The following is an 8,120-nucleotide window of genomic DNA, read 5'->3' on the forward strand; positions in this document are numbered from 1 at the left end:
CGCGGTGGATGCGTGGCTGGCCACCACCGCGCTGGACGGCACGCAGCAGATCGACGGCGACACCCTGCACGCGCACCTGTCGCGCGCGCACCTGCCCGATGCCGATGAAGCACCAGCCAACGACGCGGCCGCGTTGGTGGCGTCATTGCGCCCGCTGCCACACCGCGAATACTCCATCGCCAGCATGCCCGGCGAAGGCCACGTGCAGCTGTTGCTGCGCCGCCAGCTGCGCCCGGATGGCACGCCCGGTCTGGGCAGCGGCTGGTTGTGCGACCACGCCGCGCTGGGCGGCCGCATCGACCTGCGGTTCCGCAGCAACCCGAATTTCCACGCCCCTGCGCCGGACGCCCCGCTGATCCTGATCGGCAACGGCACCGGCATCGCCGGGTTGCGCGCGCACCTGCGTGCCCGCATCGACGCCGGCGCGCGGCGTACCTGGCTGCTGTTCGGCGAGCGCACGCAGGTGCACGACTTCTACTTCGGCGACGAACTGACCGCGTGGCAGCAGGCCGGCTGGATCGAACACCTGGATACGGTGTTCAGCCGCGACGGCGGCGAACACCGCTACGTGCAGGATCGCCTGCAGGCCCGCATCGACCGGCTGTGGGAGTGGTCACGGCAAGGCGCCACGATCCTGGTCTGCGGCAGCCTGCAGGGCATGGCCCCGGCCGTGGACGCGGTGATCGAACGCGCCCTCGGCCGCGAAGGCAAGGAAGCGCTGATCGTGGCCGGGCGCTACCGGCGCGACGTGTACTGAGCGCACGGACGCGCCAGCACCGGTTCCCATACGGCTGCCGATGAACGTGATCGTCGCGGCGAACGCCTGACCCGCAACGGAGCCGCCTTCGATACAGGTGATGCCACCACCGAACGCTGCACACGCTATCGGCAGTCGATCGGGATGCGCCCCTACCGCGCGCTCAGCCGGATCGCGAGCAGTTCACCGCCGCCACGCAACGCAAATCGTCTGCGCGGGCCAGCCGCCAACCAGGCGGTGTCGCCGGCGTCCATCGGCGGCAGGTCGGTGTCGCCCTCGAACTGCGCCTGCCCGGCCAGCAGATGAATCGCCCAGGCCACCGCCGGTTCGGTGAAGAAGAACATGCTGCCCACCAGCGGACGGTGCAGCAGTTCGGCCTCCAGCGCGTCGCGGCGCCACATCAGGTTGAAGTCGTGGGTAAGCCCGTCCACCAGCTCGCCATGGATCTCCGCTTCGCCGGCAAACCGCATCCGGTCATGCGGCGGCAGCAGCGTATGCACGGCCCCGTCGGCAAAGCGCAGGCGCAGGCCTTGCCCGCGCAGCAACACCAGTTCGCGCTCGATGCCGGGGAACGCGGAGAACGCCGCATCCTGCTCGATCTCGGCAATCGACAGGCGCACCTGCCACTCCTCGGTATCGGGCACGCGCAGGATTTCCCGCGTCCAGCCCAGGCCATTGCGCCAGCGCTCGCGGCGGTATTCGAAACTTGGAATCACGCGCGTGGCCGCGCTCAGGACGGTATCGGTCGACATGCCGGCATTGTGCCTCAGCCGGCGCGGCCGCCGCAGTCCGGGCCCAGCAACTGCGAACGTGCCAGCCAGTCCTTGTCGGGGTAGTAGGCGAACACCATCGCGCCGTCACGCAGGCTGTTGATGAGTGGCTTGGCCACGGTCAGCCGTACCGCCGGGCAGCCGAGGCTGCGGCCCAGCCGGCCCTGCAGCCGGGCCATGGTCGGGTTCACGTACGGGGCGCCATGGATGACGATGGCGCGGTCGCGCGCATTGTCGTTGAAGCCCGGCTCCAGCCCTTCCAGGCGCAATGAATACCCATTGCCGCCCATGTAGGTTTCCTTCGCGGTGAACGCGCCCAGGCTGGACATGAAGCTGCCATCGCGATTGGAAAAATGTTCGGTCTGGTTGCCGCCGCTGTTGCGGCCATGCGCCACCCATTCCTCGAACAGCAGCTTCTGCCGGGCCAGGTCGAACACCCACATGCGCTGTTCGGTGGACGGGCGCGAGTAGTCGATCACGCTCAGCCGGGTCGGGTCGATGCCCAGTTCCGGCCGTCGCAGTGCGCAGGTCATCGCCTTGGCCGCCAGCTGCAGCACCTTGCGGTCGGCGCCCGGCGCCGCGCGCGCCAGCATGTCGGCCAGCTGTGCCGGCGGCAGGGTGGCCGGCGCGGCGGCCGCGCACGCGCCCACGGCCGACCCGGCCAGCGCCAGTCCGCACAGGACAGTTCGAGTTCTCCGGGTCACGCGCATGGACGACATACCAACAGGGCCATTCCTTACAAGGTGGACCCGCCCGCGTCCGATTCCAACACCGGCTGCAGGTTTTGTTCATCGGCCACCGGGCGTACCGCCGGCAGGCTGGTCACCAGCAGCGTGGTGCCCGGTACCAGCGCCTTGTACAACTGCTCGGCAAATTCCGGTGGCAGCGCCATCGGCAGGCTGGGCGTGGCCAGCAGGTCCGGGCTGGCATTGCCCGCGCTCTGCCCCAGCAACGGGTAGGCGGTCCACTTGTGCAGGCGCTGGTGGGCGTCCAGCGGGCTGGGCACATCCGAGTAGCCCTGCTGCATCACGAACAGGGTGGTGCCCTCGAACGCCGGCAGGGCCTTGGCCTCCAGCCGCGATTCGCCGATCAGCACGCCATCGCGCAGCACGTACAGGCGCTGGTCGTGCAGGCTGACCAGAATGCCCACCTGGCCACTAGGCGCGGCCGCGTCGTTCCAGTAATGCGCCGGCGCATCGGTGGTTTCCACCAACGGCTTGCCGGTGCTGTTCACCGGGGCCAGCACCGCCGGGTAGGCCAGCGTCATCGGCGCGCTCTTGGCGTCGGCCACCACCACGGTGTCGCCGCGCCGGGTTTCACCGAACAGCTTCTGCGCGAACGCCTGTGGCAGGCGCACGCAGCCGTGCGAGGCCGGGTGCCCGGGCAGGTTGCCGCCGTGCAGCGCGATGCCGTCCCAGGTCAGCCGCTGCATGTAAGGCATCGGCGCACTGTTGTAGAGGTTGGACTTGTGGTCCTTGTCCTTCTGCAGAATGGTGAACACACCGGTCGGGGTTTCATGCCCGGTCTTGCCCGAGCTGATCGTGCTCAGGCCAATGGCGATGCCGTTGCGGTACACGTAGGCGCGCTGCTCATCCAGGCTGACCACCAGCACGATCGGCCCGGCCGGCGAGATTTCCGGATGCCAGAGAAACTCGCCCGGCTTGAGATCGGTGGGCCCACGCGGTGCGGCGGTGGCTTTTTCAGCGCTCGTGCTCGCCGGCGGCGCAGCAGCCGCGGCCGAGCAGAATCCGCTGGCGAACAGGGTGGCCAAGGCCAGGGTAAGCAACGCGCGGCGTGGTGCCATGGGGTCATTCCATCCAGTGATGCGCAGACGCTACACCAACGCACTGCATGAAACAGGTGTTCGCAGCGTCTTGATCAAGACAGCCACGCATGGCGTGGCGTTGTCGGCGCGAGCACACCACGCCGCCCAAAAAGAAATTGCCCGGCCACGCATCCCTGCGCAGTACCGGGCAATCGTCACATCCTTGTCGGCATCCCGCCTTCCCCCTGTGCATCCTGCCCAGTATGGGTGCCGGCCATGCTCCCTGCACTCGGCCGTATCCTGTTCCGCCATCACAGCCCTTCCCGGGTCTGGATGCCACCGTCCTGGTGGATCCGCGCCATTCCTTCCGCGCCGCATCCCTGCGCACCGCGTCCCTGCGTATGTCGGTGTCACCGCGCGTCCTGCGCGGCGACCAGTGACCGGCTCCCTGCCCGTCCCCGACCTGTCCTGTCTGGTCAGCGCCTCGGTACGGATGCCGGCAACGCCCTCCTGGGCGGTTCCGCGGCGGGGCTCTTCATGATCCCCGTCGTCATCCGTTGTCGATTCCGTTCGACCGTTGCTGTCCCTATCCCCTTCACCCGCGTCAAATCCTCGACGCGAAGGAAGTGGCCGTGTTGTCGCCGGTACGCGACGATCGCGTCGGCCTTGCGTGGCCCCACGTTCGCCAATCCCTGCTGCAGCGTCGACGCATCTGCTGTATTGATGTCGATCCGGTCGGATGCTTGCGCAGCGGCCATCAGCAACAGTCCCAGCACCAGCGCCTTACACGAAAACCAAGGCCCCACCTTGCTACTCCTTGTGGCTCGGCACCCGGTGCCTGCCGGCTATCCCGTCGGAAGCGCCAGCGTGCCTCGCCACATACACACAGCCTATCGTCCACAGCGGCTTCACACAGCCAGCCAAATACCTGACGTTGTGTAGGGAAATCCCTACCCCTCTCCCGGGCGTAGAATGTGAGGACTTGCCAATGCATCCGGAGTGTCAGATGGACAGCACCAAACTCGGCCAATTCGTCAGTGAGAAGTGGGACAGCGAAATCGTCCCGCAATTGGTCGATTACATCCGTATCCCCAACAAATCGCCGATGTTCGACGCCGATTGGGTGGCCAATGGGTACATGGAGCAGGCCGTCACCCTGATGGAAACCTGGGCCCGTGCCCAGAACCTGCCGGGCCTGACGGTGGAGGTGGTGCGCCTGGAAGGCCGCACGCCGCTGCTGCTGCTGGAAATTCCCGCCTCCGGCGCCGAGACTGGCGACGACACCATCCTGCTGTACGGCCATCTGGACAAGCAGCCGGAAATGACCGGCTGGGACGATGACCTGGGCCCGTGGGTGCCGGTGCTGCGCGGCGACAAGCTGTACGGCCGCGGTGGCGCCGACGACGGCTACGCGATGTTTGGTTCGCTGGCCGCCGTGCTGGCGCTGCAGGAACAGGGCCTGCCGCACGCGCGCTGCGTGGTGCTGATCGAAGCCTGCGAAGAATCGGGCAGCTACGACCTGCCCGCCTACGTGGACCACCTGGCCGACCGCATCGGCAAGCCGTCGCTGGTGGTGTGCCTGGATTCGGGTTGCGCCAACTACGACCAGCTGTGGTGCACCACCTCGCTGCGTGGCCTGACCGGCGGCAACTTCTCGGTCAAGGTGCTCAACGAAGGCGTGCATTCCGGTGATGCCTCCGGCGTGATCCCGTCCAGCTTCCGCCTGCTGCGCCAGCTGCTGTCGCGCATCGAGGACGAGAACACCGGCCGCATCCTGATCGACGGCATGAATGTCGAGATCCCGGCCGAGCGCCTGGAACAGGCCAAGCGTGCCGCCGACGTGGTGGACACCGCGATCTTCGAGAAATTCCCGATGGTCGACGGCCTGAAGCCGATGAACGAGGACCTCACCGAGCTGGTGCTCAACCGCACCTGGCGCCCGGCGTTGTCGGTGACCGGCGTGGACGGCATGCCGCCGCTGGCCTCGGCCGGCAACGTGCTGCGCCCGCATACCGCGGTGAAGCTGTCGCTGCGCCTGCCGCCCACCGCCGACGGCAAGGCCTGCGGCGAGCTGCTGAAAGAAGCGCTCCTGCGCGACCCGCCGAACGGCGCGGAAGTGAAGCTGGACCTGGAAAAGGCCTCCAGTGGCTGGAACGCCCCGGCGATGGCGCCGTGGCTGACCCAGGCCATCGACGACGCCAGCCAGACCTTCTTCGGCAAGCCGGCGATGTACATGGGCGAAGGCGGGTCGATCCCGTTCATGGGCATGCTGGGCGAGAAGTTCCCCGGCGCGCAGTTCATGATCACCGGCGTGCTTGGCCCGCACTCCAACGCGCATGGCCCGAACGAGTTCCTGCACATTCCGATGGGCAAGAAGGTCACCGCGTGCGTGTCCAAGGTGATCAGCGAGCACTACGCGGCCAGCCTGCGCGGTGAGACCAGCGGTTCGCCGGTCGCCGCCGACAGCGGCACCCGCCACGGCGGCCACGGCTGCTGCTGATTGCGTCACGCCGTGACGGACGCAGCCTGGCCTTGCTAGGCTGCGTCCATCCTTCGACGGCGTAGATGGCATGAACGGACTGTTTGGCAGCACCAGCTGGCTCTACATCATCCTGGTCGGCTTTTTCGTCGGCCTGCTCGGACGCTTCTTCATGCCCGGCAACAACCGCATGGGCTGCCTGCTGACCATCGTGCTGGGCATCGTCGGCGCGCTGCTGGCCGGCTGGTTTGGCCAGTACATGGGCTGGTATGCCGCCGGTGAGCCGGCCGGCTTCCTCGGCGCGGTCCTCGGTGCGGTGGCCGTGCTTGCCCTGCTGCGGCTTGTGAGCGGCGGCGACAAGCGCTGAGCCCGCGCACTTCTCCTATTCCCCTGGCGCCACCCGGTGCCGCTTCGACGTACCTGTCCATGAACGATCCTGCTTCCGATCCCCAGCGCGCCGAACTGCGCCGCCAGTGGGCCAGCACCGCGCTGAACGACCCGCAGCTGGCGCTCGACCGTGCCTCGGTCGACGCCGGGTTCCGCAGCTACTGGCGTGCCACCAGCACGCGCGGCAGCCACATCGTGATGGACTCCCCGCCCGGGCTGGAAGACGTGCGCCCGTGGCTGCGCATGCATGACCTGCTGGAACCCAACGGCGTGCGCGTGCCCCAGGTGCTGGAGCGCGATGTCGAACAGGGCTTCCTGCTGCTGGAAGACCTGGGCGGGCCCACGCTGGCCCGGCACATCGACGACAGCAATGCCGATGCGTGGTTCGATGCCGCTTTCGCACAGCTGATCCGGCTGCAGCAGATTCCCGTGCCCGAGGGCATGGGCAGCTTCGGCGAGGCGCTGCTGCAGCGTGATGCCGGGCTGTTCGACGAATGGTTCCTGCAGCGCCACCTGGGCCTGCAGCTCGACTGTGGCGAGCTGGAGCAGCTGCAACTGATGCACCGCCGGCTGATGGACAACGCCCTGAACCAGCCGCAGGTGCTCACCCACCGCGACTTCATGCCGCGCAACCTGATGCCGGTCGACGGCGGCCCGGCCGTGCTGGATTTCCAGGACCTGGTGCGCGGACCGATCGCCTACGACCCGGTGAGCCTGTTCAAGGACGCGTTCCTGAGCTGGCCGCTGGACAAGGTGGATGCGTGGCTGGCGCGCTACCACGCCCAGGCGCTGGCCGCGGGCCTTCCGGTGCGGCCGTGGCCGCAGTTCCTGCGCGACGCCGACTGGATGGGCGTGCAGCGCCACCTCAAGATCCTGGGCCTGTTCGTGCGCCTGCGCGACCGCGACGGCAAGGGCCACTACTTCGACGACGCGCCGCGCTTCATCGCCTACCTCGACGAAGTACTGCCGCGCCATCCCGAACTGGCCGCGCTGGACGACCTGCTGCAGCGGCGCATCAAGCCGGCGTTGGCGCAGCTGGCCAGCCCGGTGCTGGCGCGCCCATGAAGGCGCTGATCTTCTCGGCCGGCAAGGGCGAGCGCATGCGCCCGCTGACCCTGCACACGCCCAAGCCGCTGCTGGTGGCCGGCGGCAAGCCGTTGATCGCCTGGCATCTGGAAAAACTGGCGGCCGCAGGCATCCGCGAGGTGGTGGTCAACACCTCGTGGCTGGGCGACCAGTTCGCCCCCGCCTTGGGCGACGGCGCGCGCTGGGGCCTGCGCCTGCACCTCATCGACGAAGGCGCGGTACCGCTGGAAACCGGCGGCGGCATCCTCAACGCGTTGCCGCTGCTTGGCGATGCGCCGTTCCTGGTGGTCAACGGCGATGTCTGGACCGATCTGGCGTTCAGCACGTTGCCCGACGCGCCGGCGGGCGATGCGCACGTGGTGCTGGTCGACAACCCGGCCCAGCATCCGCGCGGCGATTTCATCCTGCGCGGCGACGGCCAGGTCAGCGACGAAGGCGACGCTGCGCGACTGACCTATGCCGGCATCGGGGTGTACCGGCCGCAGATTCTCGATGCGTGGCGCGCCGTGATCGGCGACACCGTCGGCGCGCAGGCGCAGCCGCCGCAGTTCGGCCTGGCGCCATTGCTGCGGCATGCCATGGCGCAGGGCCGCGTGAGCGGGCAGCACCATGGCGGCCAATGGACCGATGTGGGCACGCCGGCGCGGTTGGCGCAGTTGGACGCGCAGCTGCAGGCCCGGCACGGGTAACTGCGCGGAAACCCACCCTGGGCAACCCGGCGGCTCTACCGCCGGTGGGGACCGTCTAGCGCAGCCGACCAACGGTCGGCTCTACCGCCGGTGGGGGTCGCCTTCAGCGCAGCCGACCAACGGTCGGCTCTACCGCCGGTGGGGGTCGCCTTCGGTGCAGCCGACCAACGGTCGGCTCTACAGGCGG

Annotated in this window: 8 protein-coding genes and 1 pseudogene; 5 read left to right on the plus strand and 4 right to left on the minus strand. The window is 68.4% G+C overall.

All coding sequences use genetic code 11. The features are described 5' to 3' along the window. Positions 1-757, plus strand: a pseudogene (locus DBR34_RS24175) (sulfite reductase flavoprotein subunit alpha); the annotation flags it as partial. Positions 758-909: 152 nt separating this feature from the next. On the opposite strand, the gene DBR34_RS19565 reads toward DBR34_RS24175, so the two are convergent. The 4 genes from DBR34_RS19565 to DBR34_RS19580 form a co-directional block, all read right to left on the minus strand. Then, a complete protein-coding gene (locus DBR34_RS19565; RefSeq protein WP_128098013.1) occupies positions 910-1,509 on the minus strand; it encodes a HutD family protein in 600 nt (199 codons plus the stop codon). 14 nt (positions 1,510-1,523) lie between these two features. Beyond that, on the minus strand, positions 1,524-2,237 hold the full coding sequence (locus DBR34_RS19570; RefSeq protein WP_128098034.1) for a murein L,D-transpeptidase catalytic domain family protein: 714 nt from the start codon (positions 2,235-2,237) through the stop codon (positions 1,524-1,526). Between the two features lie 26 nt (positions 2,238-2,263). Then, positions 2,264-3,331, minus strand: a complete 1,068-nt coding sequence (locus DBR34_RS19575) for a L,D-transpeptidase (protein WP_128098014.1) — start codon at positions 3,329-3,331, stop codon at positions 2,264-2,266. Between the two features lie 437 nt (positions 3,332-3,768). Further along, positions 3,769-4,068, minus strand: a complete 300-nt coding sequence (locus DBR34_RS19580; RefSeq protein WP_258224161.1) for a helix-hairpin-helix domain-containing protein — start codon at positions 4,066-4,068, stop codon at positions 3,769-3,771. Between the two features lie 230 nt (positions 4,069-4,298). Between DBR34_RS19580 and DBR34_RS19585 the strand changes: the two genes are divergently transcribed. The 4 genes from DBR34_RS19585 to murU all read left to right on the plus strand — a co-directional run bounded on the left by DBR34_RS19585 (position 4,299) and on the right by murU (position 7,933). After that, positions 4,299-5,792, plus strand: a complete 1,494-nt coding sequence (locus tag DBR34_RS19585; RefSeq protein ID WP_128098015.1) for a M20 family metallopeptidase — start codon at positions 4,299-4,301, stop codon at positions 5,790-5,792. 70 nt (positions 5,793-5,862) lie between these two features. Then, positions 5,863-6,138 carry a GlsB/YeaQ/YmgE family stress response membrane protein gene (locus DBR34_RS19590; protein WP_128098016.1) on the plus strand — a complete coding sequence of 92 codons (276 nt, stop codon included), beginning with the start codon at positions 5,863-5,865 and terminating at the stop codon, positions 6,136-6,138. 59 nt (positions 6,139-6,197) lie between these two features. Then, a complete protein-coding gene (locus DBR34_RS19595; RefSeq protein WP_128098017.1) occupies positions 6,198-7,223 on the plus strand; it encodes a phosphotransferase in 1,026 nt (341 codons plus the stop codon). After that, positions 7,220-7,933, plus strand: coding sequence for an N-acetylmuramate alpha-1-phosphate uridylyltransferase MurU (gene murU, locus DBR34_RS19600; protein WP_128098018.1), 714 nt, complete (start codon positions 7,220-7,222; stop codon positions 7,931-7,933). The genes DBR34_RS19595 and murU overlap by 4 nt, the downstream gene beginning before the upstream one ends. Positions 7,934-8,120 lie beyond the last annotated feature (187 nt).

Source organism: Stenotrophomonas sp. HMWF003 (assembly GCF_003061285.1).
Lineage (GTDB): Bacteria > Pseudomonadota > Gammaproteobacteria > Xanthomonadales > Xanthomonadaceae > Stenotrophomonas > Stenotrophomonas maltophilia_AP.

Coding starts and splice junctions, on each gene's coding strand:
- DBR34_RS19585 (WP_128098015.1), top strand. CDS start 4,299: ATGGACAGCACCAAACTCGGCCAATTCGTCAGTGAGAAGTGGGACAGC.
- DBR34_RS19595 (WP_128098017.1), top strand. CDS start 6,198: ATGAACGATCCTGCTTCCGATCCCCAGCGCGCCGAACTGCGCCGCCAG.
- DBR34_RS19575 (WP_128098014.1), bottom strand. CDS start 3,331: ATGGCACCACGCCGCGCGTTGCTTACCCTGGCCTTGGCCACCCTGTTC.
- DBR34_RS19565 (WP_128098013.1), bottom strand. CDS start 1,509: ATGTCGACCGATACCGTCCTGAGCGCGGCCACGCGCGTGATTCCAAGT.
- DBR34_RS19570 (WP_128098034.1), bottom strand. CDS start 2,237: ATGCGCGTGACCCGGAGAACTCGAACTGTCCTGTGCGGACTGGCGCTG.
- murU (WP_128098018.1), top strand. CDS start 7,220: ATGAAGGCGCTGATCTTCTCGGCCGGCAAGGGCGAGCGCATGCGCCCG.
- DBR34_RS19590 (WP_128098016.1), top strand. CDS start 5,863: ATGAACGGACTGTTTGGCAGCACCAGCTGGCTCTACATCATCCTGGTC.